Origin of the sequence: Croceifilum oryzae, assembly GCF_030814315.1 — a bacterium.
Lineage (GTDB): Bacteria > Bacillota > Bacilli > Thermoactinomycetales > Thermoactinomycetaceae > Baia > Baia oryzae.
Window position 1 is genome coordinate 1 of sequence record NZ_JAUSUV010000035.1, and the last position, 1410, is coordinate 1410.

Here is a 1410-nt window from a genome sequence, read left to right on the forward strand (position 1 = left end):
CTATTTAGCCCCCAAATTAAATTTGAGTAATCTCCTTTATCCTGTAGAATGAGTTATATACAGTGGAGGAGATTTTTTATGCAAAGAAGACGGTTTACAACTGAATTCAAATATAAAGTTGTTCAGGAAGCGCAAGAGGTGGGTAGTGCGGTTCAAGTTGCAAAAAGATATGAAATTACTGCGAATCTCATATATAGATGGAAAAAGGAGCTTCAATTGTCTACTTGGAAACATGCAGAAAGCGACTCAAAGAGGGCAGAAAGCTACATCCCAAGCGCAAAAGAATTCCTAGATCTAGAAAAAGAGAATGTAAAGCTCAAAGAAATACTGGGGGATAAAGATCTTGAAATCGCGGTTCTCCGCGATCTTGTAAAAAAGGGGAACCCTGCTTATCGGACAAAGTGGAAGTAGCCGACAAATGGATTAAGCAGGGCTATACAGCACGCAAGGTGCTGAAAATAGTCGGTATAAGCGAGCAAATATATTATTATCGCAAAAAGCATCGTCATGAAAAAAAGAGAGTATATAACGGAGGGCGTCCTATCCCTGGATTCTCTTTGAATAAGCAAGATGAAGCGATTAGTGATCTTCAAATACAGGAATGGTTGGGTGAATTAGCCTCTGGTGAAGAAGCAATATACGGATATCGGAAGTTAACGGTTTTACTTCGGAGACAATATGGTCTTCTTATCAATAAGAAAAAAGTATATCGACTCTGTAAGGAAATAAACTTACTCCAACCTCAACGAAAAATAAAAGCTGCATTTCCAAGAAAGATTGCTTGCAATCGTGCCATAACTGCTTCCAATCAATTATGGGAGATCGATATTAAATATGGTTTCGTAGCAGGTGAACAGCGCTTTTTCTTTCTGTTATCGATACTTGATGTGTACGATCGTAGCATCGTGGATTACCATATAGGACTATCGTGTGAAAGCAGACATGCAACTCAGACCATTCAAAGGGCTTTACTGAAGCGCCAGCAATATGAACAGAAGAAATTGCCTGTGCTCCGCACAGACAACGGACCACAATTTATCTCACATGTATTCGGAGATTTCTGCGAGTCAAACGACTTGGAACACGAACGCATTCCACCTCGAACGCCCAATAAAAATGCCCATATCGAATCGTTTCACAGTGCTTTGGAGCGTGAGTGTTTGATTCGTCATGAATTTAAAAACTATCAAGAAGCATACGAGACCGTGATCAATTATATAGATTTCTACAACAAACGTAGGATTCATGGTAGATTATTTGACCTTGCACCTCACGAGTTTTTTCAGGCTACTCTTAAAAAGCAAATTTCATCACTGATCGTGAATGTATAACACACTAAATGAATAATATCTAAATCTGCGATTTACAGAGAATAAGAGAGATCCACTCAATATTTCGGGGGTTAAGCCG

The 1410-nt window shown here is 39.1% G+C and carries 2 protein-coding genes; both read left to right on the top strand.

Annotated elements, in window-relative coordinates:
- The first annotated feature begins 78 nt into the window (after positions 1–78).
- Positions 79–411 (top strand): transposase, encoded by a 333-nt coding sequence (locus J2Z48_RS15690; RefSeq protein ID WP_307255026.1) that lies wholly within the window; start codon positions 79–81, stop codon positions 409–411.
- A gap of 38 nt (positions 412–449) precedes the next feature.
- Positions 450–1331: an IS3 family transposase gene (locus tag J2Z48_RS15695; protein ID WP_307255027.1), complete on the top strand. Its 882-nt coding sequence runs from the start codon at positions 450–452 to the stop codon at positions 1329–1331.
- Positions 1332–1410: the final 79 nt, after the last annotated feature.